Raw genomic sequence first — 25,646 nt, 5'->3', positions numbered from 1 at the left:
GGTGTTCCCCGTAGGTAGGGGTAGAGCCGCTGGACTTCGTAAGGCCGCGGGGACCGACTGCTGTCAGCCCGCGAGCAGCTTCTTGACCGCGGCGGCGACGCGGCCGCCCTCGGCCTGCCCGGCGACCTTGGGGTTCACGATCTTCATGACGGCACCCATGGCGCGCGGCCCCTCGGCGCCCGCCGCCCTGGCCTCCTCGACGGCCTGGGTCACGATCTGCTCCAGCTCGGCGTCGCTGAGCTGCTTGGGCAGATACGCGGCGAGCACCTCGCCCTCCGCCTTCTCCCGCTCGGCCTGCTCGGGTCGACCGCCCTGCGCGAAGGCGTCGGCGGCCTCGCGCCGCTTCTTCGCCTCGCGGGTGATCACCTTCTGCACCTCGTCGTCGGAGAGCTCGCGCTTCTCCTTGCCCGCGACCTCCTCCTTGGTGATCGCGGAGAGCGTCAGCCGGAGCGTCGAGGAGCGGAGCTCGTCGCGCTCCTTGATCGCGGTGTTGAGGTCGTCCTGCAGCTTCGACTTGAGCGTGGTCATGCGTTTGATTGTCGCAGGTACGGGAGCACGAACGCCCGCTGATTTAGCGGGAGAGGCCCGGGGGGGGAAGGCGGGAGAGGCCGGAGGAAGGCGGGGAGAGGCCGGGAGAGGCCGCGGGGAAGCGGGAGAGGCCGGAGCGCGGGAGCACGACCGGTCGAGGGCCGGACGCGGCGGATGCCCGCGGTCTGACACGATGGTTGTATGCGCGCGCGATACGGAGTCCCCCTGGGAATCGCGGCGGCTGGCGCCGCCGGTCTGGTGTATGCGGCGGGCTTCGAGGCCCGCTCCTTCCGTCTGCGACGGGTGACCGTCCCGGCCCTGCCTGCCGGGATGCGGCCGCTGCGCATGCTCCAGGTCTCCGACATCCACATGGTGAGCGGCCAGCGCAAGAAGCAGCGCTGGCTGCGCTCGCTGGCCGGCCTGCGCCCCGACTTCGTGCTCAACACGGGTGACAACCTGTCCGACCCCGAGGGCGTCCCCGAGGTGCTGGACGCGCTGGGCCCGCTGATGGAGTTCCCGGGCGCGTACGTCTTCGGCTCCAACGACTACTACGGCCCCAAACCCCGCAACCCCGCCCGGTACTTGATCGAGAAGGTCCAGGGCAAGCACGGCCTCAACGGCAACCCGCCGGTCGTGGGCGCGATCCACAACCCGTGGGAGGACATCCGGGACGGCTTCGACGCGGCGGGCTGGCTGAACCTGACGAACACGCGCGGGACGCTGAAGATCGAGGGCGCGTCGGTAGAGCTGACGGGACTGGACGACCCGCACATCAAGCGGGACCGCTACGAGTACGTGGCCGGCGGTCCCTCCGGCGACGCCGACTTCTCGATGGGCGTGGTGCACGCACCGTATCTGCGCACGCTGGACGCGTTCACAGCGGACGGCTATCCCCTGATCCTGGCCGGCCACACGCACGGCGGCCAGCTGTGCATCCCCTTCTACGGCGCCCTGATCACCAACTGCGACCTCGACACGGAGCGGGTGAAGGGGCTGAGCAGGCATCGGGCAGAGGGCCGTACGGCGTTTCTGCATGTGTCGGCGGGGTGCGGGACGAACAGGTACACGCCGGTACGGTTCGCGTGCCCGCCGGAGGCGACGTTGTTGACGCTGGTGGAGCGGGAGTAGGGGGAGCAGCGGGAGCAGCGGGAGCAGCGGGAGCAGCGGGGAGTATCTGGGCGGCGGGTAGACCGCTGATACTCCGCGCGGACCGGGGTGGGCCGAGGTGGACTGTCCTGGGCCGGCACGGGGCAGCGTGGACCGGCGTGGACCTGACGCTGGGCAGCGGTAACGGCGAGCGATGACCAGGTAACCCACACGGACCACCCGCATCGCCCGTTTTGTCCATTCTCTTTAGCGTGAGGGCATGACCGCCCCGATACCCAGGGACATCCCGGACCTGCCCGCGATTCCCAGAGTGCCCGCGCTGCTGCCCTCGCATGTCCCCGCCACGGCGGTGGTGCCTCCGGTACGGCGCCCGGTGGCCGCCGTGTTCCGGTTGCTGGTCGCCCTGACGGCGGCCGGAGCCGTGGCCGTCGACCTGGCCCTCGGCAGCCCGGTCCGGGTCCTGAGCTACTTCACGATCCAGAGCAACATCCTGCTGGCCCTGGTCCTCATCCTCTCGGCCCGCCGCGCCTGGACCGCCCGTCGCCCACTGCCGTCGGCCCTGACCGGCGCGACGCTCCTCTACGTCGCGATCGCCGGCCTCGTCTACCACCTGCTGCTGGCGAACGCCGCGAGCCCGTTCTCGATGACCGACGAGATGGCCGCGCCGACCGGCATACAGGCGATCACCAACCAGGTACTGCATACGGTGACACCGATCGCGGCGGTCCTGGAGTGGCTGCTGCTGACGGCGCCCGGCCACCTGCACCTGCGCCAGGCGGCGACATGGCTCCTCTACCCGCTCACCTACCTGGCGTTCTCCCTCACCCGAGGCGAGCTGATCCTGCCCGGCACACCGGCCCGCTACCTCTACCCGTTCCTCGACGTCGACCAGCACGGCTACAAGAGCGTCCTCGGCAACGCCCTTCTCCTCGGCCTCGCCATCTATGCCCTGGCGGTCCTCCTGACAGCCCTCGACCACATCCGCCCCAACCCCCTCCGTCACCGCCCCCATCACCGCACGAAAACCGGATTTCGTCTCCAGCCACCGGTGGGCTAAAGTAAACGACGTCGCCGCGACGAGCAGCGACGATCGGGGTGTAGCGCAGCTTGGCAGCGCGCTTCGTTCGGGACGAAGAGGTCGTGGGTTCAAATCCCGCCACCCCGACAGAGAAACACCAGGTCAGGCCCGGCGCTGAGAGATCAGCACCGGGCCTGATTTGCTGTGCGGCCCCGTTTTGGGAGCCATTTGGGAGCCAACTGGGTGTGGCCTTCGGGATCCGGCTCCCGGGTGGCTCCCCGCCAGGGCGTTCCGCCTTCGAGCGCGCTGTGCGCTGCATGCGCCCTGGAAGGGTCACCCCACGGCTTGTGCCGAGAAGACCACAGACGGTACGACGATCGCCATGCACCCATGGTCTCCGTTAAACGACCGGCAGCTCTCACTCCTCACCCGCATCGGCGACGGGACCGACCCCGTCACGTCGGACAGCCCCGAGCTCGCTCTTACCGCCCGCGCGCTCAAGGAGCGGCGCCTGATCACCATGCCCAAACAGGATGGGAAATGGCAGGCGGAGATCACCGACGCGGGGCGCTTCTATCTGGAGCACGGCCATCACCCGGACCGCCCGGAGCCAGCCCAGCGCAAGCAGCGGTTGACGGGTCCCGAGCAACGGACACCAGCGACCCCTTCACCACAGAAGCAAGCCGCAGCCCCGTCCACGACGAAGCCAGCGCCGCAGCGCGCAGCCAAGCCCCCACAGCCGTCGCCGGCGGAAGTCGGCACGGCTTTGATCGCGGAAGTACAGCAGGCTGGGCGGTTCCTCAGGATCCCGGACCCCAGCGACGAGGAGCGGGCCCGTTACCGCAGGGCGTTCGACGCGGCGCGGCAGTGTGCGCCCGACGGGTATCACCTGAAGTACAGCGGGCGGGCGAAGGGGGACTTCTTCCTCGGTCTGCTCAGGGTGACCGGCGAGGACGAGACCGAGTGGAACCGGATCCGGCTGGCGCGCAGCCGTGTGATCACCGATGTCAAGGACGTGATCGCTGCAGTCAGCGCGGACCACAGTGCCTTCGAGATCTCGGAGGAGGTCCTCCCTCGGGTGCTCTCGCTGCTCCGGCTCCTCGCTGAGCAAGCCCTCGCACGCCACGGCGAGATCGCAGTGTCGAAGAAGCGCAGGCAGCCGAGGCCGCTGCTCACCGTCCACGGCAGGACGTACGAGGTCAGCTTCCGCGAACGGCAGAAGCCGGTCCGGTACGTCCCCAAGCAGCCGGGCCGCCGTACGTACGACTGGCAACGTGTCACCCCAGCCCAGAAGTTCGAGCCGTCCGGCGAACTGGAGCTGCTGGTCAGCCAGCAGTCGGGCTACAGCTACGGCTGGAAGAAGGAATGGTCCGACACGGCTGAGAAGCCTCTGGAGGAGCAGATCGGTTCAGTCTTCTGGGCGTTGAAGGCTCGTGCGGAGGAGCAGGAGCGGGCTCGGCTGGAACGTGAGGCGGAGCAGCAGCGCCTGCGAGAGGAGCGGGAGCGGCAGGAGGCCGAGCGCCAGCGCCTGGAAGCGGAGCGGGAGGAGCGCGAGCGGCGGGAGTGGGAGGCCGCCGTCAGCGTGGCTTCGATAAGAGCGGTTCACGCGGCACGGGCCGAGCACTTCGGTACGGCCCTTGAGAGGTGGCAGGTTGCAGGGGAGATCCGGACGTTCTGCGCCGCTCTGGATGAAGCCGCCGCGGCGTCGGAAGACGCCCTCGAAGCCGAGAGACTGCGAGAGTGGTCGGCTTGGGGGAAGGCGGAGGCCGACCGGCTCGACCCCACCAAGAACGGAAAGGGCCTGGCTTCTCTCAACTTCCACGCGGAACCGACAGGAGATCAGCTACGACCGTTCCTCGACGGCTGGCACCCACACCGACCGGAGAAGGAGAAGAAGCCCGCTACACAGCCAGTGCCGCCCAAGGCGGAGCCAGATCCGTGGCGCGGTCTCATCGACGCACGTCAGGATCAAGGCTGGAGATATGGACGCCAAGGTCGCGCTCAATGGTGGAGGCGATGACGCCGTGGCCGCGATCGCGTAGGGCCTTGACCGCCTTCTCGACCAGTTCCCCGAGCCGGATGACCTCGGCGCGTAGGGCAACCAACTCGTCGTAGCGGTCGGCCTTGTCCTGGCCGCACCACACCCGGACGGTTCGCAGGACGGCTGCCTCCGCGTCCAACTTGCGATCGTCCCGGCGGCTGTAGGAGTACCAGGAGGGCTGGGCACGCTCCTGCTCGATGTCCTGCTGCTTGCGGTCCACCTCCGGAAGGATCTCGTCGGCGAGGCGTCCGGCCACGTGGCGGGCGATGCGCTCGGTGACCGTCCAACCGGCCAGGCACATGCCGTGGCGGTTCTCGCACACCATGGTGTCGCCGCGTAGTTCGGCCGCGTCCATGCCGATGAGCGGTGCAGTCTCGTCGATGCGGTTCAGCTCCAGAACGCCTGCGTCCGCCACCGTTCGGCGCAGGCGCAGCCTGTTCTTCGGGCGGACGAATCCGAGGACCATGCGGGCGGCCTCGAACTCCGTGCTGCCCCGGACGTGGCGGGATGCCTCCACCAATGCCAACTCCGTTGCGTCATCCGCTCTGAAGGACTCGACGTCACTCCACGAGGCCACCAGGCAGGCGAGGCCCACCCACTCCTGCAAGCCGGCCTCGTCACCATCCAGGAACCGCACGTGTACGTGCCCTGATCTTCCAGAGCCGCGGACCCGGACGATCTCCACCTGGCGCACCGCGCCGCCCAGCTCCTTCGGTGTGGCCCGATACGCCCAGCGTTCCCCATTCTCCATACGTCCATTGAGCCAGGTCGACGACACAGCCACGCCCCAATCAGCAGATCCGAGATATGTCTCGTTTCCGCCGTCCTCTCGGCAGAAACCTGAGAGAAGATCACGGGTCAACTTCTCCCAGGGGGATCTCACATGACCGACCAGCACAACCGCACCTGCGGGCGTCCGACCCGCTCCGGGAACCCATGCAAGGTCCGGATATCGGGCTCGGACGTGGCGTGCGGCACGCATGCCACGGAGCAGGACAAAGCCGTGGCCGAGGCTCACCGACGCGGGTGGAGCGAAGGCTACAAATCCGGCAGCGAGAGCAGCGCGACCTTCTCCAGATCCCGGATCGAACGGTTGGAACAGCGCGTCAAAGAGCTTGAGGAACAACTGGACGACGCGAAGCGCGTGTACGAGATCGACGGCCATCAAGTTGTGGACGTCGGCGGATACGCCTACCGCTGGCGCGGGAGCACACCGCTCGAGGTCGGTGACCGGGTACTGCTGCCCGAAAACTACGTGAGCCGCATGAAGAGCGGACCCGGCCCCACCCTGGGCGTGGTGAGCAAGCTCGGCACCACCTATCGCGGGCCTCTGTCCGACATCGTCAGTCGGGCACCGGCAACGGACGGGTAAGAGGACCTTGGGCACCGTGCCCGTGGAGACTTCGGCACGACGCGCGATGTCGACGAGCTTCGCCAGTGAGCCCTGCCCTGCCCCGTGCTGCCGGGCATGGGCCCCATCTTCGGGGCCGAATTCGTCGTCGCCGCAGCGACATGACCCCCTATACGGATGCCGACCACCTGGCGTCTGCAGCCGGGCTGATGCCCGTTCCACGCGACTCCTGGCGTCGCACCGGCAACCTGCATCGCTCCAACCGCTACAGCCGCCGCCTGCGCAGAGTCTTCTACCTCACCACGTAGACCAGCATCATCTGCGAAGGTCCAAACCACACCTACCACGTAGAGCTGCTGCGGTGGCTACAAAGACGTCCAAGCCGCCATCGCCCATGGCACGGCGCCCGACCAGCATGCTCTGAGCACTCGTCCGCGACAAGGCGAGCCAGCCCACCCCGCCAGTCGCAGCGGCGGCTTGACTCAACCAGGAAACGCCGCCAGCCTCACATCCAATGCTGACTCCAGTCGCGATTCACAAGCGAGGCTCACATCCTTTGAGAGCTCCTTTGGGACTACTCTGACTGCAAGACTTCCCCCAAAGGAGCCTCAAACGATGCCATCCTCGGTCCTCCCAGTGCTGGAGAAGGTCCTAGCCGGCACGACTGCAGCCAAGTGCGAGTCAGAGACCCTGGACTTCAAGCAGGCCAAGCCCAACCAGAAGGACGCCTTCACTGACCTGGCGGAGGCCGCCGTATGCTTCGCCAACGCCAGCGGCGGGAAGATCGTCGTAGGTGTTGTCGATGCCCGCAGCGGCGAGCAAGCCTTCATCGGCTGCGACCTGGATGCATCCACCTTGCGGGGCCGGATCCACCAGCTCACGACCCCATCTCTACTGGTGGAAGTCGACGAGGTCACATTTTCCGGCAAGAGGCTTCTGGTCATCTCAGTACCCGAGGGCCTTGAAGTTTATTCCACAGCCAAGGGCTACACCTACCAGCGAATCAACACTGACTGCATCCCGATGCGCCCGTCCGATGTCACCCGTTTGGCAGAGGAACGCCGAGGATTCGACTGGTCAGGTACACCCAGCGGCCGCTCCGTCGATGATATTGACCCCTTGGCGTTTCGCTACTGCAGAAGGCTTTTGACTAGTTCTATCGACGTCACACGCCAAAGGCATGGAAGGCTTAACGATAGCGATCTGCTGCAGGCGATGAAGGCCGTGGCGGATGACGGCACGCTTACCCGAGCCGGTGAATTGATGTTGTGCCAGGACGCGGCATCATCTCCAGCCGAAGCCATTGTCTATCAACACCGCCGAACTCAAGCGGGTGAGACTGATGCAATTCTCAGGCTCGGCACACCGCTCGTTCTGGCCTTCGAGGAAATCCTCCAGGCCGTCCGGGCGCGCCAGGGGATCACGCCGGTAACCCTTCCTGACGGCCGCCAATTGCAAATTGAAGACTACCCATCCGCAGCCGTTCGCGAAGCAATCGTAAACGCACTGATCCACGGCGACTGGCGCCTCCGCGTTCCTGTACGCATCGAGCATTCGCCGCAGTACCTGAAGATCGACTCTCCCGGCCCTCTTGTGTCCGGCGTTACGACGAGCAACATCCTCACTCGGGGGTCTCGGGCCCGATACCCGGCGCTCGCTGCGTCGTTCCGGCTGCTGGGCCTCGCCGAAGAAGTTGGCCAGGGCGTCGACCGAATGTTCCGCGAGATGATTCGCTCCGGGCGCGATGTACCCGTCATCTCGGAGGATTCAGAACAAGTTTCCGTGCTATTTCGGGGAGCACCACCTAATACACGAATCGCAAAGTTTCTCGCCTCCCTCCCTGAGGACGAGCAAGACGACACTGATGCACTGCTCATCATTCGCATGCTCTGCAGTAAGCGCACCGTCAAGGCGTCCGAAATTGCGCACGTGATTCAGCGGACCGAGGAGGAGGCCCAGGCGGCACTCCTCAGACTATCCGTCGACCCCCTCAACATTTTGGAACCCAGTCGCGGAACCATGCGGAACAGATTCCCCACGTATCGCCTCCGGGCAGAAGTAGTAGCCCGACTTGGCAGTGCCGTCACATATCACAGTCGAGCAATCGATGACATCGATAAGAAGATTATCGAGCACATCGTCGACTACGGCGAGGTGAACAATAGGACGATTCAGCGCCTATTTGATGTGGACGTATATCAGGCACGGGATATTCTCCGCGATCTCGTTGGTCGCGAAGTAATCACGCGAACATCCGAACAAAAGCGCGGAACAGCCGTCCGTTATGGACCTGGCCCCGCATTCCCGAAGGCAAAAAGGACGCGCCCCCGAAAGAAGATCGCACCTGAGGGGGAGGATAACGGACCAGACGAAACGATCTTCTGACTCGTGCCCATCCAGGTAGGTCCGCGGTTCCGACGGGCAACCACTATCGGCTGCGGCTCGACTGCAGGATTGGACTCCAGGGCGAAGTGTGTGCCTATCTGCGCTACAACGCCCGCGCACGGCGGCGGACCGGCATGGACGCCCATGCAGCATTGCAGCAGGTGAGAAAGACACCGACTCATAGTCCAGCCCGCCTATGTTGCTTTCGGGAAGAAGAGGCCGCGCCCCGCCACCGACGGTGAAACACCAGGTCAGGGCCTGATCCGCATCGCGGGTCGGCCCCTGCCTGATTGTGGGGCCGTTTCGGAGCAACGATTACACGAAGCAAACACCTGTGCCCCGCGAGGTGATCGCGTGGAGCACAGGTGTCGCACGTCATCCAGGCATGGTCACACTGCGGGCCTCGCTGCGTGCACGCAGTAGATCGTTGAGGACCCGTACCGGTGACGTGGCATACATCGCCAACCGGGCATCGAGCGCCGTCTCCCATTGCTCAGTCAGTCCGAGCATGAGGCGCTTACGCATGCCAGGGGTGACGTGGGCGTAGCGCGCCGAGACGGAGCCGTCGATGTGGCCCATGCGTTGGTCCATGAGGACCTTCTCGGTGCCGAGGTCCTCCATCATCGTCCGGTGGGTGTGGCGGAGGCCATGGGGTGTGAGGCCCTTGGCTATCGGGAGCCAGCAGGCGTCGGCCCGGGCGCCGGCGCCGCGTCCTCGGGCCGGAACGCCGGGCCATGGCTCGCCGAGCAGCGGTACGGGACGGGCCTCTTGTGGTGCTTTCTTCGGGTACCAGCCGGAGACCGCCGGGGTGAACAGCCACGTCGCGAAGCCGTTTCGGCGCCAGTGGGCAGCGTGCTCCGAGACCGCGCCGCCTCGCACGAACCCCAGGTCCGCGATGGCCTGCTCCACCCTCAACCGTTTGGCTTCGGTAACTCGGTCGGGGTGGTTGAGGACGTTGGACACCGTGCCCGTCGAGACGCCGGCGCGGCGCGCGACGTCTACGAGCTTCGCGCCCTGGTGGCCGCCGGTGCGAGCCGTGCCCTGCCCGCGGAAGACGTACGTCCTGCCGTGACACGGGCAGGGGGTCGGCTTCGTGCGGGCGACGTGGTTGGCGACCAGGGCCGACAGCCAGTCCATCGCGTCGATCTTGCGGTAGCTGTCGTCCTTGGGCGGGCAGCGCACGAGCTCGCCCGTGTCGAGTTCGTACAGCTGCCATTCGACGCGGATCGAGCCGGGGCGGGCGAACGCCGTCTCCAGGCCGACGATCTCGCCCCAGCGCATGCCGGTGTAGCCCTTGAGGACCACGGCAACGAACTCGTCGTCGCGGCCCGAGAGCAGGGCGGCCCTCTCGGCGGTCAGCAGGATGCCGAACGCGTCGGTGACGACCTTCTCCGGGCCGCGATCGCGGGAGCGGCCGGCGCGCTTGCCTCGCCCGCGCCGTCTGGCTGCGGGGTTGGAGGTGATCAGGCCCTCGTCAATCGCGTCCTCGAAGATCAGGTGGAGTGTCGAGCGCCAGGTCTTGACGCTGGAGGCCGCGTAGACGGCCTTCTCCTTCTTCTCCCACAGGTCGACGTCCGTGCGCAGGATGCCGGCGAGCGCCTTGTCCTCGAAGTCAGGGAGCAGGTGCTCTTCGATGTGGCGCTTGTAGTTCTGCATGGTCGAGGCGGCCAGGTCCTGGGCCTCGTACCAGCGGTTCGCGTACTCGCCAAAGGTCTCCTGGCCAAGCACCGGGTCGCGCCAGTCGCCGCGCCGGTACTTGTTCTCGGCCTCACTCGCGGCGCGCTGGGCCTCGCCCTTGGTGGCGAACCGGATCGCCTTGCCGTTCTCGTCGACGACCGTGTTGTGCTTGCCGGGTGCGGTCTTGTACCGACCGCGCCAGTAGTTTCCGCGCTTCTCCGCGAAACCCAACTTCCGTCTTCCTCCCCCTGCTCGTGGCTTGTGGCTGACGTGGACGCGCTACGCGACGGTGTCGTACTGGGTACGACGCGGCGGCCGGGCCCGCAGACGCCCCGCCGTCGAGGCCGTAGGGGGCCGGCGGGACTGGGAGGCGCGGGCTCGTGCGGCGGGAGGCGTTGCCGCTGCTGGGGCGGCTGCCGCGTTGTCTGCGGATCGTGTTGGGCGCGCTTCGTGAAGGCGGACGATCTCGGCGAGGTGCTCGGCGGTGAAGCGGTAGGCGCGGCCGACGCGTGTGTGCGGAATGAGGCTGCGCCGGGCGCGGTCCTTGACCCACCAGGCTGAGCAGCCGAGGGCCTCGGCAATCTCCTCGGGGCGGTAGAGACGAGGCAAGGCAGCTTCGCCCTCGGTGCTGGGACGGTGGTGCACGGAGGCAGGGGGCATCGCGGAGTGGTGCAAGAAGCGTGGGTCCTAACTCGGTTGGGGGCGTGCTCGGTCAGCGGTGCTGGACGGCCCTCGTCACAGTGGCGGTCGGCCCCTGCAGCAGCACGAGGGGCGAGATGAGGAGGGCTTCGGCGATCACGACAAGGTCGTCGACGTCGCAGCGACGCTGGGCGCGTTCGATGCGAGAGAGCATCGTGTTGGACATGGGGTGGCCAAGGGCGGTCACACGGCCAGCCAACTGACGCTGGGCGAGACCGCGTTCGGTACGGAGGATTTCGATGGTGTGGGCGACCCTTATGCCTGCCGGACCTATTTCCAGAGAACGTGCTGCCATGACTCCAGTTGTAGCTTGCATTCGCCGGTTTGGTTAACCGGCGATCGTCGGCTATGTTGCGCCCCGCTCGGACGGCGGGCAGGGCAGTTTTTCCATCCCCCATATCCAAGGCGAGCGCCCTCCGCGCACACCTCGATGCGCTTCTGACGTGGGGTGTTGTGTTGTAGCTTGCCCGTCGCCAGCGGGTCAACGGCTTCCCGCTGTGATGCTTCTGGCTCGGTCGGCAGGACAACTATTTGGTCAACCGGCGATCGTGCCCTACGGTTCTGGTCCCGCCCGCCATCCAGCATGATTTCCTGCGGCCTTTCTGCCGTCAGAGATTGCGCCGGATAGGGCTGGACTTGCGTGGCCCGGGTGTGGCTATGTTGACGACACCCCCGGAAAACGCGATCGGTCGTCAGCGCGCCCGCGCCGAAGTCCGGCAATTCCCTCTGCCCCTCAGCCCTTACCGCCCCAACCGACGGTGAGCCGTGGTGCCCGTGCACCGGCCACCGAGTGAGGACCGCCCCGCACTTGGCACGCATCCGCACCATCAAGCCGGAAGCCTTCGTCTCCGAGTCCCTGGCCGCCGTCTCCCTGACCGCCGAGCGCACCTTCTTCGGTCTGCTCACCCAGGCCGACGACCAGGGCCGCCACCGCGACCACGCCGCGATCATCGCCGGACAGTTGTGGGTCCTGCGCCCGGAACACGGGCCCTCGGACGTCGAGAAGGACCTCGCCCAGCTCGCCGACGCCGGGCTGATCTGCCGCTATAAGGGCACGGACGAGAAGCGGTACCTGCACGTCGTCACGTGGCGCCTGCATCAGAAGATCAACCGGGCGAGCAAGAGCCGCCTGCCTGACTGTCCGATCCACGATGCCCGGGCTGGCACTGCGCACAGCGTGGAGGCGGTCGGCGTCACTGAGGCGGTGATACCGGCATCGCACCCAGCCCTCCGGGAGGACGCACAGGGCTCTCACGGAGGAGGCGGTGAGGATGCGCGGCAACCGCACGAGCCTGCACTGAATCCGTACCCGGACGAAGAAGTTGCAGGTCAGAATCGGTTCCGGGAGTCGTCAAGGAAGGCTTACGGAGGTGTGCGTGAGCCTTCGGGGACGTCTCACGGTACGGATCTAGGACCTAGGATCATGGATCTAGGAGATACCCCTTCGGGGGGCGCGAGCGCCCCCGCGCCCGACATTGTCTCGGCCCAGCAGCTCATCGCTGAGTACGCCGCCTCCTGTGCCCACCGTCCGCCCAAGGACGTCCTGGGCCATCTCGGCCGGGAGGTGCACAAGCTGCTCGGCGAGGGCATCGCCCTCGCCCACATCCGAGCCGGGCTCGAACGGCACCGGGCCAAGGGACTGCACCCCAGCACCCTGCCGAGCCTCGTCCACGAGGCCATGAACGCCGCACCCACGGCGGCGGTTGTCCACAGGCCGTGGACGAACCCCACCGATGTCGACGCCGCCTACGGAGGTCACCTCTGACCGCCACCCTCGCCCGCGAGCCCCACCACGTCGGCCCGCTCGCCAACCGGCTCAACACCATCCTGGCCAGCCGCGGTATCGACCCCGGTGTCACAGCCGAGGAACCGCCGGCGGAGCCCGTCACGGCACTGGAACTCGCGGACGCCCGCATCCCCGCCCGCTACCGCCGCGCCCTGGCCGACCACCCTCAGATCACCGCCTGGGCCGACCAGATCGCCCGCGCCGGACGCCCTGGCCCGAGCGGACCCGGCATCGCCGAAGGCCCGTCGCTACTGATCGCCGGCCCCACCGGCACCGGCAAGACCCACCAGGCGTACGGCGCCGTCCGCGCCCTCCTCACCCGAGGCGTCCGCCTGCGCTGGGAGGCAACGACCTCCGCCGACCTGCACGCTCGGCTCCGCCCCCGCGCCGGTCACGACGGCGAACGGGAGCTCCAGACATTCGCCCGATGCCCGCTGCTGCTCCTGGACGACCTCGGCGCGGCCAAGACCAGCGAGTGGACCGAGGAGCTCACCTACCGGCTGATCAACCACCGGTACGAGCACATGCTCCCCACCCTCATCACCACCAACCTGCCGATCCCTGAGCTGCGTACCGCGCTCGGCGACCGCGTCACCTCCCGCCTCGCCGAGATGACCGAACGCGTCATCCTCACCGGGCCGGACCGGCGCCGTATTGCGCTCGCCGTCTGACCGGCCCGCGCTCCCTTCCCTCACTGTCTCGCATCGCCCGCCCGCGCTTCCGCCTGCCCTGCACCGTGCGGGCCCCTTGGAGAGCCTCTGCATGACACCTGGCACCACCACGCTCATCAGCGCCGTCGACCTCGGCGCACCCGGCCTGCCGCACTGGATCGCCGCACCTGCGGCCATCGCGGTCTTGCTTCTAGTCGCCGCGCTGTCCGCCGCCTCGCGCCGACGCCGACGAAAGCCGGGAGCCGAACGGCTCCGTGACACCGTCGCCATCCCTGTTGCCGCTGTCGCCGCGATCGGCTGCACCGCCTACAGTGCGGACACCAGTTGGCGCTTCGCCTCCGACTACCTCGACATGGGCAGCACCGTCGAGCGCGCCTTCATGTTCGCCACCGCTGAACTGGCCTTGTTTGCAATGGCCTTGATGGCGCGCGCGCCAGAACCTGAAGGGCCCCAGGCAGGCGCCGGGACCGCCTGGCGTCCTGGTATGGGTGATCACCGGAGGCCAGATCATCCCCGCCTACGCCGAGTCCGGACCCGTCGGCGGCACGGTCCGCTCCCTGATCGGCCCGATCATGGCCGCAGTCCTCTGGCACCTAGCCATGGGAATCGAGCTACGCAACCACACCCCCGAGGCCGCCTCACGCAGCCTGCTCGCGATCCTCGGCCGGCAGGCACGCGAGCGACTCCTGGCGCGCCTGGGCATCCACGACCAGGACGCCGATGCCGCACGACTCATCCGCGAGCGCGCCCTGAGCCAGGCCGTCACGTTGATCCTCCGCATCGAAGCAATGCCCGAGACGAAGCGCAACAAGGGGCGTGGCCGACGTGCGACTCGGCGCCTGCACGAAGCGTTGGAGAGGGCCGACGTCGACGGTGATCTTCGCCAGGACGAGCTGCTGCTGCGAAAGCTCGGAACCCGGCAACAGGCCACACGGCTGGCCTCGCTCCCGCTGCCCGAACGGTGGGAGACGCCCGGAGACCGAGTCAGCCAGCCCCGCACTGCCGCGGCGAAGCGGGCAAGGCGCGAGCGCCCGGAGCTCGTACCGAATCCGGGCGACGAAGGCGTACACCGGTCGGACTGCCCGGAATCCATCGTCCGCCCTCGATCCGCTACTGATGCAGGCTCGGAGGTGAGGGCGGGCAGAGACGCGAGGGCCGAGCCTGGCGAGAGGCCGGAGCCGAAACGCCCGGGGCGCAAGCCCGACCTGCCGCGGGATGCCCTCATCACGTACGCGGAGCGCGTCTACCGCGAGACGGGTCGCCTCTCGCGTGACTCCCTCAAGGCAGCCGTCCGTGCCGACGGCCACCAGGTCGGCACCGACCTTGCCCAGAGCATCGTCAACGCGGTCAAGGCCGAGCACCAGGACTCCGCCCGTACAGGCCACCCCCACTGAACTCTCCCCCGCACCTCTAACCACCCATCGCCGAAAGGCCCGCCTGCCATGCCCCGTTCGACCGTGTCCGCCTGGACCTGCAACTACGACGCCTGCCCGATCTGCACCGCTCCGGAACGCGACGGGATGAGCATGCTGCGTTGCGCCATCCTCACCCTGCTCGACCAGGGCCGATGGATGGCCAGCGACGACATCCCCCTGCCCGACATCCTGTCCGCCGGCGGCGGCTACCTGAACCGTCTCAGGGGCACGGCCGGTGAAGGGATCCCGGTGCCCGCCACCGAGCACTGGGCCTGGCTCGAGGCCGAGCTGCGACTGGTTGTCGCCCGCGCCGCCGGACTGGATGCCGTCAGCACCCTCGACCCGCGTATCGACGACGTGCTAACCACCGCCGCTCGCCTCCCGGAGCGGCGTCAGGTGGATCTGCTCGACCTCGCCGCCGAGCAGTTCGCCGAGCTCATCACGCAACCGCGCGCCGCCTGAACCCACCGCCCCCGCAACCCCGACACAAGGACATCTCGTCGTGCGCGACCAGTACCCCGAACTCCCCATCCCCCAAAAGCAGATGGTCACCACTCCCGTCACACGCGCAGCAAGCAATGGCGATGGACCGTCCATAGGCCAGTCCATCGCGGACTCCTCCGCCCCGGGGGTGGCGGAGGAGCAGCTCCGGCACGAGGGCGTGCCGGAGCAGGAGCGGGTGGGCGCCGGCGAGCAGCCGCGCGATCCCTCCGTTGGGGCCACGCAGCGTGCGCCGTACCGCCGCGCGAACCTCGATGCGCAGCGCTCCGAGCACGTCACCGCGCGCTTCGCGCCGCACGAGAAGCACGACATCCAGTCGTCAGCGAAGACCGCTCACGTGACCATGGCCCGCTACATTGCCGACGCCACCATGGCCCGCGTCCGCGGTGAGATCACCGTCGCTGCCGAGCGCACGGTCTACGACGATGCGGTCGACGAGCTCGCCGCGATGAGGGCGCAGATCGCCCGGATCGGCAACAACGTCAACCAGATCGCCCGCCGCCTCAATGCAGACGGCGATCCACACCCTGTGGACGCCGCGATCCTCCACCGGGCGGACCGTCTGCTCACCACTGCCCGCGACACGGTCCGGGCGATCGACGACGCCGCCTTCCGGGCAGCCGGGCAGAAGTGGGCGGTGTGAGGTGATCGCGAACATCGTCAAGCCGGGCAGCCACACTTACGGCGTGCTGGCCTACCTCTTCGACAAAGGCCGCGCCAACGAACACACCGACCAGCACATCGTCGCCTCCTGGGACGACTTCATCCCCGACCCCGGCCCCTGGGACAGCCCTGGCCACAAGCAACGGCTCGGCCAGCTCGCCCAGGCCCTGGATCTGCGGGTCAAGCAAGCCGGCGACAAGGCGCCTGAGGGGCACGTGTGGCACTGCTCGATCCGCGCTGCGCCCGAGGACCGCATCCTCACTGACGCCGAGTGGGCCACCATCGCCCGGCGCATGGTGCACGAGACCGGCATCGCACCCGACGGCGATCCGGGCGGCTGCCGCTGGGTAGCTGTGCGGCACGCGGAGGATCACATCCACATCGTCGCCACCAAGGTGCGCGGTGATCTGCGCCCGCCGCGGAACTGGAACGACTACCGCCGCGCCATGAACGAACTCACAGCCATCGAGGAAGACTTCGGCCTCACCCGGGTTGCACGTGGTTCCGAAGATGCTGCTGGTACCTCGGCGGTGAAGCGCTCCACCCGGGCCGAGGAGGAGAAGGCCAAGCGACTGGGCCGCGACAAGACCGCGCGTGAGCGGCTGCGGCACATCGTGCGTACCGCGCTGTCCCATGCGAAGGATCTGGATGAGTTCTTCAACCTGCTCGCCGATGCCGGCCTTCAAGTCGAGACCCGCACCCTGCCCTCCGGTGACCTTCAGGGCTACAAGGTCGCCCTGCCCGACGACGGCACGCCCATCTGGTTCTCCGGCTCCAGCCTCGCCACCGACCTGTCCCTCCCTCAGATCCGACAGCGCCTTACCGCCGCCGAGGCACTGCCCACCGCAGCCTCAGCAGCTCGCCATCACCGCCCCAGCCCGTGGCACGTCGCAACCGCTGCCGCCGAACGCATCCCCCACCACCTCGCCCACGCCGACGACGGCGCCGTCCAGGCCCACCTCACCGTCTTCGGCGAAGTCCTCTACGCGCTACCCGCCCATGCTCCTGTCCGACTCCAGGCCGAACTCCACCGTGCGGCTGCCGCCTTCGAACAGGCCGCCCACACCCGCGCCCGCGCCGACCACCAGCACGCCCGCGCACTGCGGGGCGCGCTGAAGGCCATGCGCTACCAGCCCGCGGACCACACCGGGCTGGCCATGCTCTTGGACGCCGCCATCCTCGTCGTCCTCGCCGCCCAGCGCCGCAGCGCACTACACCACCACGACCGGCAGGTGGCCGCCGCCCGTCAGACGCTCACCCACCTGCAAGCCGCCTATGACCTGATAGCCCCCACCAGCCTCGCCGCACTCGCCAAGCACGATCCCCCTGACAGCACGGTGCACCGGTACGTCCGCACCCTGCACGAGGTCCTGCCCCGCCACGCCGAACAGATCCTCACCGAAAACGCCTGGCCCGCCCTCACCGCCACCCTCGCTGCCGCCGAAGCCACCGGCCACAACCCGGCCGCCGTCCTCCAGCAGGCAGCCCAGCACCGCCCCTTGGACGACGCCAAGTCAGCATCCGAAGTCCTCGTCTGGCGCATCCAACGCCTCGGCGACCGGCACGCACCCGGCCACGGCGCACGAACCGCGCAGGCTCGCCGCCTTCGCACTCAGACCGCCCCACAGACCGGTTCTGGACTCCCGGGCGCGTACACGCCGCCCACATCCCGCCCAGGACAGTCCCGCTGAGCAGGACCCCCTGACGCAGACGAGCAACGACACCACGCGCAGCCACGAACCGATACGAAGCGACGGATCGTAGCTGTACATCCCCGGTTACCGAAACCGGTGATTCTCCGGATCCTATGTGTTGCCCAACCGCCCCACCCCTCAAAAAGGAGCACCCACATCCCCCTCACCGAACCCCGCCGGCACGTCGTCGCCCAGCTGTGCGGCGCGTACTTCAAGTACCACTTCGGCACCAGGACCTGGCTCCACCACGATGGAGGCCCCTTTACCAAGGCGGAACAGGCCGCCGCCCTCGCACCCACCATCGACGAGGTCAAAGAGGCGAACGAGCAGATAGGCCGGTGCCACGAGTACCTGCAGACCTGGCTCGAAGCCCCCGAGGTCCTGGACCGCTTCCTCGCCCCCTCCTTGGGCCAGCTTGACGAGAAGTCCTTCGGCAACGCCATCGACATCATGAACAAGAACGAGCATCTGAAGCTCCAGCGGCTGGTCAACGCGGCGATTGAACCTGTCCGTCCATTCACCCCGTACGCCTTCTGACAAACGACGGCACCAACCGCATCCCCACATGAGGAAGGGGGCCAGTGACCGGGAAAACATCCCCGTCACCGGCCCCCGTCACGTCCCCCGAAGTCACCGTATGCGCCGCACTTTGTCGACGGCCTTGGCCAAGTGCGCGTCGACAAGGCCCGGCGAGCCGGAAACAACCACGACCACCGCCCCGGTGCGGACGGCTGTCTGCTTGACGATGCTGCTACGCCCGCCAGAGGAGAAGGTCAGCAACTGGCTCCACTGCTCGTCGCCGAACCGGGCGGCGAGCGCCTTCTGAGCCGTGACCGTGACGGAGGTGCTGCCACCGAGGACCTGGTACGTGGGGCAGGAGGTCATCGCCTCGAATATCCGGGCCACGCCCTTCGAGAGCCTGGTCTCGGTGTCGCTGTACAGCTCCTCGGACACCTGGGAACCGCCGTCACCGACGTAGGTGAAGGACGCCTTCGCCTTGTGGGAGAAATCGAGGCTGCCGCCGACCACAGCCTCAACACCGAGCTCCTCCAGCGCTGGACAGCCGATCACCGAGACGTCATGGTGCCGCTCTGGGCGCTGCGGCTGCCGGACGTAGCCCTCACCCAGATCCCTCTCGTCCAGGAGCCGCTCCGCCAGCGCGGACGAGGACTGTGAGGCCGACACCGGGGCATTATCGCCGTCTGAGTGCGCCGAGACGGCCGTCGAGGGAGTGGGGCCGATGGAATCAGCACTGCCGGTCGAACAGCCTGTCAGGGCGAGGGCTGTGAGGCTGAGGACGGTCGTGGTGTGAAGGCGCATGAGAACCCCTTGGTGATCTGCGGAGCGGACAGGTTGACCAGGCCGTGCTCTCCGAGCGCCGACAGGGAAACGGGGTCAACTGGATTCCGGGGTTCAGTGGCCGAGGTGGCGCAGCCCGTCCTCAAGGGTGGGGTGCCAGCGGTCGGCCGGACCGGAGTGGCAGTTGTACCAGGCCGCATCCAGGCCCAGTTCCCTCGTCTCATGGCCGGCACGGCACCGCAGCCACACCGAGTCATCGCGCATGCAGCAGACAACCCAGTTCCGGTACGCGCCGCACTCGGGACACTCGCGTACCTCATCGTCAATGACGAGCGGCTGGTCCCAGCGCATCATGAAGCCAGCGACGTCCTGGCGGGACGGCGCCCGAAAGTCCGGCGGCAGGAAGTCGGGCACCACCGCAGCCTCGGTGGTGCCCTGGGCGATAGCGGCGACGGAGCCGGGCGCGTCGGGCCAGAGCATTTCGGTGTGCATCCTCAGCAGTTCTTGGCCCGCACGCTGGGCATTACGGAACTCACGGTCGGCGCGAGCACGTCGCAGGAATATTCGGAACATACGGGTCTCCTTCTCTGCCAGCTGGCGAGTTCGGGGAACGGTCCGCTCAGGGAAATCGGTGGTCGGCGAGGAGCAGCACAACAGCCACTCCCAGAGCGTGGGTCGTCATCTGCGACGGACGATCATGAGTCGGCCCTCGGCGTCCTTGGGCAGGGTCCGGCGGGACACGAGGGCAGGCGAGGCCAGAGAGGAGGCGAAGGCGGCGACCAGGTCATGGGGGACGTTGGCGCTGAAGCTGGCGCACCACAGATATGGGGCGCCGAGAACGGGTTCCGCCCATGCCTGCCACCCCATCAAGTCAGGGCGCGGGTCCGCGTCCTGGACCAGCGGCGGCTGCAGCCCCAGGGAGACGGTGGCGGAGAACCCGGGGTCCATTGCGGCGGTGTGGGGGCTGTCCGGGTCACGGACCCAGCCTTGGGCCCCGAGCGCATTGAGGACCGTCTCGGGCCCTTCGAAGCCGATGTCGGGTGCCTCGCGGGCGTCGATCGCCACGAGGAGGTCGGCGAGTGCCTCATACGGGATGCCGGCGGTGAAGTAGGCGTTCCACTCCGCCATCGCGGAGTCGGCATGCGGGCGGGCGCTCAGCTGCCAGGCCACGGGCAGCCCGCCCAGTTCGAACGGGTAAGCCGCGAGGACCCACTCGGCGCCGCACAGCCCGTTCGGGCTCACGTACAGGAGGGTGTGGCGGGCGGTGGGCCACATGCGCCAGCCGAGGTCGGCCAGGGTGTCGCCGATCCGCTCGGCGAGCGCATCGTCATCGCCGGCCAAGTGGCGCGGGGTGACCCAGTACGCCGGGTCAGGCAAGTCGGGATGGGAGGGTTCGCTGGGGTGGTGCCGGTGCAGGGGCGCCTCCGTAGGCTCGGGGGTGGTTTCCAGCAGGGCGTTGTACGTTGACATGGCTTGCCGCCACGCACCAGCCCTTCAGAGGGTCTTTCCTGTCTGCCCCCGGCGAACTTTGTCCTTTGACAGCGAACCTAGTCGTTTTTGCCACCGAACCGAGCCCGATCGAAGTCGGGCGGGAAGCCGGGTGCGTCCCTCGTCAGCACCGCACGCGACGAGTCATTGCGGGTTGGCCACGTCAACGTTGTAGGTGAGGACCCACGGCTGACGGCCTTCGCGCCGGCAGCGCACCGACAACCGTACTGGTGCACCGGCGTACCGATTGCGCCAGTACGTACCATCGGTCCGGGCGGCGGCAAAGGACTGCTCCAATGCAAGCTTGCGCCACTCGCCCAGTTCCATGGCAGCGGCGGGCACCTTGCGGCCGTTGGTGGAGGCCCCGTCGATGCCCGGCTTGAATCGGTACGGTCCCCAAATCGTCTCGTCGATGTCTTGTTGAGAGGGTCCGCCAGCGAGGCCAGAACCGTGGGTGTAGCCGTCGTCGCGAATCTCGATCTCGACCGCGTCCAGACGCTCCAGTGCAGGCGGCCCTCTCAAACGTCAGCATCAGACTGGCCTGGTCACTGCCCGACCCGAGCTAGGTGATCGTGACGTCAAAGCGCGGCGTCATCTCGTGATGCCAGCGCTCCCGCTCCACCTCCGCCACCGAATCGGCAGTCGCGTTCGCCTGGTCCGCCGCCCGGTTGGATTGACGGGCGGCCTCGTTCGCGGTACGGCTGATCCGCAGCGCAATGAACGCCGTGACGACACCGGCAAGCGCGGACACCGCACTGAGGCCGTCGGCCCAGGACACGTCTGCCATGGCAGAGCAGGCTATCGGAGGGCTTAAAACGGCCACGGTCCGAATCGGTACCAGGACTAGAACGCGTCTTCCAACGCACCGGCCGCGATCCGCAGCTCGTCGGGATCGAGGTCCCAGTCGAGGCGGCCCTTTAGCTCGTCGAGGTCTGCATAAGGCACTCAACCTCCTGTCTGCCAGGCGGCGTTCAGGTGGATGCGCATGCGAACCGCTCCAGTTTCTCTAAACAGCTAGACAGTTTGTTCATCTGACTGAAGAATGCGAGTGTGACCGACGATGTGTTCAGGGACGTATTCAGCCAGGCGGTACGTGCACGCAACGCCGCAGGCATGACCTATAGCCAGATGGAGGCGAGGACCTGGGATGTCGGCGGGAAGGAGGAGAGCCGATCCGCGGGATGGTGGAACAACATGGCCAACTACCACATGGACACCCCTCCCGCGCCGAAGTACATCCCTGGCATCGCGAAAGTGCTCAACATGTCGGAACGCCAGGTGAAGGAGCTGATCGCCGAGCAGTGGTACGGGGTACGGCCGGACGATCGCCTGCCGCGACGGCTCCGCACCCTCGTCGCGACCGCTCGCCGTGTGGCGAGGGTCGACCTCGTGCTGCTGAACGATGTTGCTCGGGCCCTTGGTGACAAGCACTCGGCCGAAGCGGAAGTCGAGGAACTGAAGGAAGCATCCGTCGCGGCAGAGGAGGACAACTAGGCGTTCGCCAGGTCGCTCTCGGCCTTCATGCCGGCCGGGGTCCACACTTTCGCGTCAGAGACGCCGCTGATGGTGGTCAACTCGCTGCTGGCGGCTGGGTAGTTGGGGCCGCTGGCGAGCGTGAGCTTGATGCCGCGAACGAAGTGCTCCTCGGCGGAGATCACTTCCGGCTCGTTCGTACCGTCCCAGCCGACGAGGATGTCCGTCACCGGCCGGAAGCCCGCGTATGTGTTCACGACCGAGCGGTCCTGCATGTACAGCGGGTCGTAGTCGCGAACCCATCGCAGAGCGAAGGTTCTGCTGAGCGTTGCCGATGGTGGCGCTGCAGGTCTGGCCGGTCAGAGGGTTGACGGCCCGGCGCTGGAGACCGCGCGCGACGGCCTTGGACTGCGGGCGCCGGAGCTTCGACCAGTTGTCGATGTCGAAGTCGTTCTGCTCGTCGGTGAGCTTGACGGCCGAGTACACGTTGCCGCCGAAGGTCACGGCGATGGTCCGCTCCACGTACTCGTCGAAGACGATCGGGTTCGAGCGGTCGTTGCGCCACGCGTAGTCATGGAACGGCAGGATGCCTTCGACCTTCATGGAGATGGTGTCGTTCTCGGCACCCTTGAACTGGTCGACGCCCTGCTCCTGGAACAGGTTCGGGATGAGCAGCTCCTGTTCGAGCATCCCGACAGCGGTGTTCACGAGCTTCCGGGGCTTTACGACCTGATGCTGTGCGGTGGGCAACTGGACTACCTCTACAAGGGGTTGGCGCCGGGTTGGCGGGTTGGATCGTTACCGGCTGAGCTAGCCGAGGTTTGTGAGGCTGTCGTAGCGTGATCGCCTCAAGCGACGAAAGATGCCTGACGGGGTGCCTGGTGCAGATGCAAGGACATCAACCACGAACAAGGCCCAGTACGAGGCCCTCTGAGCCGAGGCAGGGTGCGGGACAGCCAAAGTGGGCATGGTGGGTGATCGGGATCGTGATTCCCGTCGTTGGGATTCTCGTGTCCGTATATCTCGCACTTGCCCCCTCGGACGATCAAGATTCAGCCGCGGGAAGGCCCTCGACGGGCGGAGGAGGCTCGGCGGATGTCTCGGGGGCATCGCCCACGCCCCGTCAGGCGGCGTCGAAGATCATGTTCGGCCCTAAAGCCGTTGAGGTCGACGTGAACGGCAGCTTTCTAGAGCTAGATACAAGGGCACCGCTCGTAGAGGGCGAAGCTCCGAAAGGCGTCGACATCCTCGTGAACACGGACGCGTCCGGGGCCATGGAGAACGCGAAGGTCTACGGCTACCTCGGCGGAACGGTTGCCCCGATCGCTGCGACTTCCGGGGCCGTTCAGGAAGCCGACTGCCTGCAAGCCGTACTGAGGAACGCCAGTGACGCGATAGACAATTTGCAACGAGGGCGCGGCATCTGCGTGGAAACCAGCGAAGGCCGGGTTGCCTTCCTGCGGGTAGCCTCGGCGCCCCCGAAGGGGCCTGTCACGTTTGACATGACCGTATGGGAGCTGCGGGGCTAGAAGCGCCTGGAACGCCGCGCGAGCTTGCGTGGGTCCATCTCTCCGTCGTCCTCGCCGGACGGGTCGAAACCACCGCCGAGGGTGGCTGGAGACCCCTGGGTGACAAGAGCCTGAAGGGCCTTCGCGTCGGCCTCCATCTCCTCGGGCGTCTTGCAATGCAGGCGACCCGCCAGGGCCTCGGGGAGATCGAACCTGCGGGCCACGGTGGACACGAGGATCGAGCGCTCAAGGTCGGCGTTCTTGGCCTTCACGTCCGCGAGGGCGGCCTCGAACTCCTCCGGGCTCTTGGCCCCGGAGAGCCTCGTCTCGGCGTCCCGCAGTCGAGTGCGGTACCCGGCCGCTTCGTTGCGGACCTTCGCCAGTTCCTTGCGGGCCCAGTCGGGCAGGTCGTCTTCCCGGCTGCTTGACGATCCGCCGGCACCAGTCTGGTCGTCCGGCTGCTGCTCCTCGTCCGGCTTCTGGCCGCCATAGGCAAGGGATGGGGAAGGCGGACCCGGGTCCCCCTGGACAGCCGCAGCGCCAGCAATCGCGCATCCCCAGGACCGGCGACCTCGTCCAGCAGATTCGCCGCCAGTGCTGCCTGCATAGTTCACAGCTCCCGGCCGTGCCCGCTGATTCGTCACGTCGAGGCTGTCGGCCCCCGCCGGAAACCCCTGTGCCCTGTTGTCGCTACGTCATTGCTCTCCGCCTGCCCGGCCCCCGCTCCTCGGCGACAGAGGCGCACGGATCACCACGAAGCAGTGCACATGACAGCGACATGTCCGGTACTCCCGCGCACACCAAGCGCTCCTCGTGGCCAGTTAAGCGTGTCCATTCACGGGGGTGGTCAGACACCCCATGTCGTTTGGTGTCAAGCGGTATGGGGTTGTGCGTGGTGCGACCAGGCGGTTGCTTCGTCGTAGAGGGTGCGGGTCTTGAGGCATCCGTGGAGGATGCCGACGAGCCTGTTGCCGACCTGGCGGAGGGCAGAGTTGTAGCCGGCCTCGCGGGCTCGCTGCTTGTCGTAGTACCGGCGGGCGCCGGGTGAGGCCCGCAGGGCGGAGAACGCCTGGCGCTGAAGCGCGTCGGCGAGCCGGTTGTTGCGCACGTAGCGGGCCTGGACGGTGTGGCTCTTGCCGGAGGCCCGGGTAACGGGGCTGGTTCCGGCGTAGTTCTTGCGGGCCTTGGCGGAGCTGTAACGGGTGGGATCGTCCCCGAACTCGGCGAGCACCCGGGCGCCGGTGATCTCTCCGATGCCGGGCATGGAGAGGTAGATCTCAGCGTCCGGGTGCGCGAGAAAATGCGCCTTCACCTGCTCTTCCATCGCGGCTATCTGTTCGTTGAGGGCGATCAGGAGACGAGCATGGGCGGTCGTGGTGGCCCCGTAGGCGGCGGCCACCGGCTCGGGCAGTTCCAGGTGCTTCTCGCGCAAGGCGGCCTGGATGGCCCCGGCCTTCTGGTCCCGGTTGTGGCGTCGGGCGCGGGCCAAGATGGCGGTGATCTGGATGCGGGTGAGCCTGGCCGCCGCCTGGGGGGTGGGCGCCTTGATGAGCAGTTCCAGCGCGTCGGTGCTGGTCAGCTCCAGGCTCGCGTAGGCGTTCAGGGCTGCGGGGAAGTACTCGCGCAGCGTGTTGCGCAGTCGTTGGAAGGTGCGGGTGCGTTCCCAGATCAGGGTCTGGTGGGCGCGGGCGACGACCTTGACGGCCTGGGCCTGGTCGCTGTCGCCGGCGATGGGCCGCAGCTGGTCGCGGTCGATGCGGACCATGTCGGCCAGCGCGTGGGCGTCGCCTCTGTCGCTCTTGGCGCCGGAGGTGCTGTACCGCTCCTTGAACCGGGCGACCTGCCGAGGGTTGATCGCGTAGACCCGGTAGCCGGCCGCAAGCAGGGCCTGCACCCAGGTGCCGCGGTCCGTCTCGATCCCGACGATCACGTCGCAGGGGACGAGGTCCTCACCCGCATGCTTCGCCACAAGCTCGTGGAGCTTGGTGATACCGTCCGCGCCCTCGGGCAACCTTGCGGTCGCGAGGCGGCGGCCGGTGGTGTCCTGGACTTCGACATCGTGGTGGTCCTCGGCCCAGTCGTCGCCGATCAGCAGCAACTCATCCTCCAGGTCAGGTACTTCCCGGTCATGCAGCCCGCGGAAGACACGGCACGCGGCCTAATGGATCCAGTGCTCACGCTCAGCTCGGCGGGCACGCCACCCCATCAGCGGTCATGGCCTTCCGGCCAACCAGCAGGGGCACGGTCTGACCACAGAACTCACAGTGGTTCCGGCGACATAAGTGCTCACCTGCTGGCGGCTACGGCACCGAGTCTCTCCGACCCGGCAGCTCCCATTAGGC

29 protein-coding genes, 1 tRNA gene and 1 pseudogene are annotated in these 25,646 nt (G+C 67.5%); 18 read left to right on the top strand and 13 right to left on the bottom strand.

Going from position 1 to position 25,646, the window contains the following annotated elements; genetic code table 11:
* Positions 1-63: 63 nt before the first annotated feature.
* On the bottom strand, positions 64-528 hold the full coding sequence (locus tag GFH49_RS29625; protein ID WP_155059129.1) for a GatB/YqeY domain-containing protein: 465 nt from the start codon (positions 526-528) through the stop codon (positions 64-66).
* 201 nt (positions 529-729) lie between these two features.
* Here GFH49_RS29625 and GFH49_RS29620 point away from each other — a divergent pair, with 201 nt between their 5' ends.
* The 4 genes from GFH49_RS29620 (at position 730) to GFH49_RS29605 (ending at position 4,673) form a co-directional block, all read left to right on the top strand.
* Complete coding sequence (locus GFH49_RS29620) at positions 730-1,656, top strand: metallophosphoesterase (RefSeq protein ID WP_155059128.1); 927 nt, start codon at positions 730-732, stop codon at positions 1,654-1,656.
* A gap of 238 nt (positions 1,657-1,894) precedes the next feature.
* Positions 1,895-2,692, top strand: a complete 798-nt coding sequence (locus GFH49_RS29615; protein ID WP_155059127.1) for a Pr6Pr family membrane protein — start codon at positions 1,895-1,897, stop codon at positions 2,690-2,692.
* A 34-nt stretch (positions 2,693-2,726) separates the two neighbouring features.
* Positions 2,727-2,800 (top strand) — tRNA-Pro (locus GFH49_RS29610).
* Between the two features lie 235 nt (positions 2,801-3,035).
* Complete coding sequence (locus GFH49_RS29605; RefSeq protein ID WP_155059126.1) at positions 3,036-4,673, top strand: PE-PGRS family protein; 1,638 nt, start codon at positions 3,036-3,038, stop codon at positions 4,671-4,673.
* On the opposite strand, the gene GFH49_RS29600 is transcribed toward GFH49_RS29605, so the two are convergent.
* Entirely contained in the window at positions 4,603-5,445 is an 843-nt protein-coding gene (locus tag GFH49_RS29600; RefSeq protein WP_155059125.1) for a PE-PGRS family protein, read from the bottom strand. The two genes, GFH49_RS29605 and GFH49_RS29600, sit on opposite strands and share 71 nt — an antisense overlap.
* Before the next feature lie 132 nt (positions 5,446-5,577).
* Here GFH49_RS29600 and GFH49_RS29595 point away from each other — a divergent pair, with 132 nt between their 5' ends.
* The 3 genes and pseudogenes from GFH49_RS29595 to GFH49_RS29585 all read left to right on the top strand — a co-directional run bounded on the left by GFH49_RS29595 (position 5,578) and on the right by GFH49_RS29585 (position 8,430).
* Positions 5,578-6,066, top strand: a complete 489-nt coding sequence (locus tag GFH49_RS29595; protein WP_230396572.1) for a FliH/SctL family protein — start codon at positions 5,578-5,580, stop codon at positions 6,064-6,066.
* A gap of 87 nt (positions 6,067-6,153) precedes the next feature.
* Positions 6,154-6,350, top strand: a pseudogene (locus GFH49_RS29590) (transposase); the annotation flags it as partial.
* Positions 6,351-6,681: 331 nt separating this feature from the next.
* Entirely contained in the window at positions 6,682-8,430 is a 1,749-nt protein-coding gene (locus GFH49_RS29585) for an RNA/DNA-binding domain-containing protein (RefSeq protein ID WP_230396571.1), read from the top strand.
* A 375-nt stretch (positions 8,431-8,805) separates the two neighbouring features.
* On the opposite strand, the gene GFH49_RS29580 is transcribed toward GFH49_RS29585, so the two are convergent.
* Genes GFH49_RS29580 through GFH49_RS29570 form a run of 3 tightly spaced genes read right to left on the bottom strand, consistent with a single transcriptional unit; the run spans position 8,806 to position 11,101 of the window.
* The gene (locus tag GFH49_RS29580) at positions 8,806-10,338 is read right to left on the bottom strand and encodes a LacI family DNA-binding transcriptional regulator (RefSeq protein WP_155059123.1); all 1,533 of its coding nucleotides are present in this window, start codon (positions 10,336-10,338) and stop codon (positions 8,806-8,808) included.
* 48 nt (positions 10,339-10,386) lie between these two features.
* Positions 10,387-10,767 (bottom strand): helix-turn-helix domain-containing protein, encoded by a 381-nt coding sequence (locus tag GFH49_RS29575; protein ID WP_196218162.1) that lies wholly within the window; start codon positions 10,765-10,767, stop codon positions 10,387-10,389.
* Positions 10,768-10,819: 52 nt separating this feature from the next.
* Positions 10,820-11,101, bottom strand: a complete 282-nt coding sequence (locus GFH49_RS29570; RefSeq protein WP_155059122.1) for a helix-turn-helix domain-containing protein — start codon at positions 11,099-11,101, stop codon at positions 10,820-10,822.
* A gap of 513 nt (positions 11,102-11,614) precedes the next feature.
* Here GFH49_RS29570 and GFH49_RS29565 point away from each other — a divergent pair.
* The 7 genes from GFH49_RS29565 to GFH49_RS29535 all read left to right on the top strand — a co-directional run bounded on the left by GFH49_RS29565 (position 11,615) and on the right by GFH49_RS29535 (position 18,073).
* Positions 11,615-12,571, top strand: coding sequence for a hypothetical protein (locus GFH49_RS29565; protein WP_155059121.1), 957 nt, complete (start codon positions 11,615-11,617; stop codon positions 12,569-12,571).
* On the top strand, positions 12,568-13,263 hold the full coding sequence (locus tag GFH49_RS29560) for an ATP-binding protein (protein WP_155059138.1): 696 nt from the start codon (positions 12,568-12,570) through the stop codon (positions 13,261-13,263). The genes GFH49_RS29565 and GFH49_RS29560 overlap by 4 nt, the downstream gene beginning before the upstream one ends.
* Before the next feature lie 488 nt (positions 13,264-13,751).
* Positions 13,752-14,657 carry a hypothetical protein gene (locus tag GFH49_RS29555; RefSeq protein WP_230396570.1) on the top strand — a complete coding sequence of 302 codons (906 nt, stop codon included), beginning with the start codon at positions 13,752-13,754 and terminating at the stop codon, positions 14,655-14,657.
* Between the two features lie 63 nt (positions 14,658-14,720).
* Positions 14,721-15,140: a hypothetical protein gene (locus tag GFH49_RS29550; protein ID WP_155059120.1), complete on the top strand. Its 420-nt coding sequence runs from the start codon at positions 14,721-14,723 to the stop codon at positions 15,138-15,140.
* Positions 15,141-15,180: 40 nt separating this feature from the next.
* Positions 15,181-15,822 carry a MobC family plasmid mobilization relaxosome protein gene (locus tag GFH49_RS29545; RefSeq protein WP_155059119.1) on the top strand — a complete coding sequence of 214 codons (642 nt, stop codon included), beginning with the start codon at positions 15,181-15,183 and terminating at the stop codon, positions 15,820-15,822.
* Position 15,823: 1 nt separating this feature from the next.
* The gene (locus GFH49_RS29540) at positions 15,824-17,533 is read left to right on the top strand and encodes a relaxase/mobilization nuclease domain-containing protein (RefSeq protein ID WP_155059118.1); all 1,710 of its coding nucleotides are present in this window, start codon (positions 15,824-15,826) and stop codon (positions 17,531-17,533) included.
* A 99-nt stretch (positions 17,534-17,632) separates the two neighbouring features.
* Complete coding sequence (locus GFH49_RS29535) at positions 17,633-18,073, top strand: hypothetical protein (RefSeq protein WP_230396569.1); 441 nt, start codon at positions 17,633-17,635, stop codon at positions 18,071-18,073.
* A gap of 93 nt (positions 18,074-18,166) precedes the next feature.
* On the opposite strand, the gene GFH49_RS29530 is transcribed toward GFH49_RS29535, so the two are convergent.
* From GFH49_RS29530 to GFH49_RS29510, 5 genes are all read right to left on the bottom strand, one after another.
* Positions 18,167-18,721: a hypothetical protein gene (locus tag GFH49_RS29530; protein WP_408055969.1), complete on the bottom strand. Its 555-nt coding sequence runs from the start codon at positions 18,719-18,721 to the stop codon at positions 18,167-18,169.
* A gap of 228 nt (positions 18,722-18,949) precedes the next feature.
* Positions 18,950-19,408, bottom strand: a complete 459-nt coding sequence (locus GFH49_RS29525) for a hypothetical protein (protein WP_230396568.1) — start codon at positions 19,406-19,408, stop codon at positions 18,950-18,952.
* A 105-nt stretch (positions 19,409-19,513) separates the two neighbouring features.
* Positions 19,514-20,305, bottom strand: a complete 792-nt coding sequence (locus tag GFH49_RS29520; RefSeq protein ID WP_155059116.1) for an SPDY domain-containing protein — start codon at positions 20,303-20,305, stop codon at positions 19,514-19,516.
* Positions 20,306-20,467: 162 nt separating this feature from the next.
* Positions 20,468-20,845, bottom strand: a complete 378-nt coding sequence (locus GFH49_RS29515) for a hypothetical protein (protein WP_155059115.1) — start codon at positions 20,843-20,845, stop codon at positions 20,468-20,470.
* Positions 20,846-20,885: 40 nt separating this feature from the next.
* Positions 20,886-21,110, bottom strand: a complete 225-nt coding sequence (locus tag GFH49_RS29510; protein WP_155059114.1) for a hypothetical protein — start codon at positions 21,108-21,110, stop codon at positions 20,886-20,888.
* Positions 21,111-21,373: 263 nt separating this feature from the next.
* Between GFH49_RS29510 and GFH49_RS29505 the strand changes: the two genes are divergently transcribed.
* Positions 21,374-21,817, top strand: a complete 444-nt coding sequence (locus GFH49_RS29505; RefSeq protein ID WP_155059113.1) for a hypothetical protein — start codon at positions 21,374-21,376, stop codon at positions 21,815-21,817.
* Here the strand turns inward: GFH49_RS29505 and GFH49_RS40560 are convergent.
* Positions 21,814-22,053, bottom strand: a complete 240-nt coding sequence (locus GFH49_RS40560; RefSeq protein WP_230396567.1) for a hypothetical protein — start codon at positions 22,051-22,053, stop codon at positions 21,814-21,816. The two genes, GFH49_RS29505 and GFH49_RS40560, sit on opposite strands and share 4 nt — an antisense overlap.
* Positions 22,054-22,130: 77 nt before the next feature.
* On the opposite strand from GFH49_RS40560, the gene GFH49_RS40555 reads away from it, so the two are divergent.
* From GFH49_RS40555 to GFH49_RS29495, 3 genes are all read left to right on the top strand, one after another.
* Positions 22,131-22,367, top strand: a complete 237-nt coding sequence (locus tag GFH49_RS40555; RefSeq protein WP_230396566.1) for a hypothetical protein — start codon at positions 22,131-22,133, stop codon at positions 22,365-22,367.
* A 2-nt stretch (positions 22,368-22,369) separates the two neighbouring features.
* Entirely contained in the window at positions 22,370-22,639 is a 270-nt protein-coding gene (locus tag GFH49_RS40550) for a hypothetical protein (protein WP_230396565.1), read from the top strand.
* Between the two features lie 131 nt (positions 22,640-22,770).
* Positions 22,771-23,325 carry a hypothetical protein gene (locus tag GFH49_RS29495; protein ID WP_155059112.1) on the top strand — a complete coding sequence of 185 codons (555 nt, stop codon included), beginning with the start codon at positions 22,771-22,773 and terminating at the stop codon, positions 23,323-23,325.
* Here GFH49_RS29495 and GFH49_RS29490 read toward each other — a convergent pair.
* The gene (locus tag GFH49_RS29490) at positions 23,322-23,918 is read right to left on the bottom strand and encodes a hypothetical protein (protein ID WP_230396564.1); all 597 of its coding nucleotides are present in this window, start codon (positions 23,916-23,918) and stop codon (positions 23,322-23,324) included. The genes GFH49_RS29495 and GFH49_RS29490 overlap by 4 nt on opposite strands.
* A 257-nt stretch (positions 23,919-24,175) precedes the next feature.
* The gene (locus GFH49_RS29485) at positions 24,176-25,402 is read right to left on the bottom strand and encodes an IS110 family RNA-guided transposase (protein WP_155053965.1); all 1,227 of its coding nucleotides are present in this window, start codon (positions 25,400-25,402) and stop codon (positions 24,176-24,178) included.
* Between the last annotated feature and the right edge of the window lie 244 nt (positions 25,403-25,646).

This window comes from Streptomyces blattellae, from assembly GCF_009709555.1.
In the GTDB taxonomy this organism is placed as follows: Bacteria; Actinomycetota; Actinomycetes; order Streptomycetales; family Streptomycetaceae; genus Streptomyces; species Streptomyces blattellae.
Note: the sequence above shows the minus strand (reverse complement) of the source record. Positions and strands in the feature narration are given on the sequence as shown.

Bases quoted from the DNA above. Each gene is read 5' to 3' on its own strand.
- GFH49_RS40555 (WP_230396566.1), top strand. From the start codon at position 22,131: ATGGTGGCGCTGCAGGTCTGGCCGGTCAGAGGGTTGACGGCCCGGCGC.
- GFH49_RS29510 (WP_155059114.1), bottom strand. From the start codon at position 21,110: ATGGCAGACGTGTCCTGGGCCGACGGCCTCAGTGCGGTGTCCGCGCTT.
- GFH49_RS29620 (WP_155059128.1), top strand. From the start codon at position 730: ATGCGCGCGCGATACGGAGTCCCCCTGGGAATCGCGGCGGCTGGCGCC.
- GFH49_RS40550 (WP_230396565.1), top strand. From the start codon at position 22,370: ATGGAACGGCAGGATGCCTTCGACCTTCATGGAGATGGTGTCGTTCTC.
- GFH49_RS29520 (WP_155059116.1), bottom strand. From the start codon at position 20,305: ATGTCAACGTACAACGCCCTGCTGGAAACCACCCCCGAGCCTACGGAG.
- GFH49_RS29615 (WP_155059127.1), top strand. From the start codon at position 1,895: ATGACCGCCCCGATACCCAGGGACATCCCGGACCTGCCCGCGATTCCC.
- GFH49_RS29525 (WP_230396568.1), bottom strand. From the start codon at position 19,408: ATGTTCCGAATATTCCTGCGACGTGCTCGCGCCGACCGTGAGTTCCGT.
- GFH49_RS29570 (WP_155059122.1), bottom strand. From the start codon at position 11,101: ATGGCAGCACGTTCTCTGGAAATAGGTCCGGCAGGCATAAGGGTCGCC.
- GFH49_RS29595 (WP_230396572.1), top strand. From the start codon at position 5,578: ATGACCGACCAGCACAACCGCACCTGCGGGCGTCCGACCCGCTCCGGG.
- GFH49_RS29575 (WP_196218162.1), bottom strand. From the start codon at position 10,767: ATGCCCCCTGCCTCCGTGCACCACCGTCCCAGCACCGAGGGCGAAGCT.
- GFH49_RS29600 (WP_155059125.1), bottom strand. From the start codon at position 5,445: ATGGAGAATGGGGAACGCTGGGCGTATCGGGCCACACCGAAGGAGCTG.
- GFH49_RS29625 (WP_155059129.1), bottom strand. From the start codon at position 528: ATGACCACGCTCAAGTCGAAGCTGCAGGACGACCTCAACACCGCGATC.
- GFH49_RS29605 (WP_155059126.1), top strand. From the start codon at position 3,036: ATGCACCCATGGTCTCCGTTAAACGACCGGCAGCTCTCACTCCTCACC.